This is a genomic window from Salmonella sp. SAL4457, assembly GCF_046548235.1.
In the GTDB taxonomy this organism is placed as follows: Bacteria; Pseudomonadota; Gammaproteobacteria; order Enterobacterales; family Enterobacteriaceae; genus Salmonella; species Salmonella enterica.
Genome location: NZ_JBGDZO010000756.1, coordinates 1 through 260, shown reverse-complemented (window position 1 = coordinate 260; position 260 = coordinate 1). Strand labels below are relative to the sequence as shown.

At 68.5% G+C, this 260-nt stretch carries 1 protein-coding gene; it reads left to right on the top strand.

Annotated elements, in window-relative coordinates:
* Nucleotides 1-260: PhoU domain-containing protein (locus ACLJNW_RS26185; RefSeq protein WP_410961503.1), on the top strand; the 260-nt coding region annotated here is incomplete at both ends.

The window sequence follows — 260 nt, the reverse complement described above, 5'->3', positions numbered from 1 at the left end:
CCCGACGACGTCGCCCGGCCGCGCCATCTCGACCCCGCCGCCCTCGACACGCCGAGCCTGGCGCTGGCCAACGCGGTGCGCGAGACCCTGCGCATGGGCGACACCGTCGAGCAGATGCTGAACAATCTGATGCAGATCATCCGCGGCGGCGATCCGCTGCTCGGCAAGGACATCCGCAAGCTCGACGACGACGTCGACGCCCTCTACACCGCGATCAAGCTGTATCTGGCAAGGATGCCGCGCGAGGACCTGTCCGAACG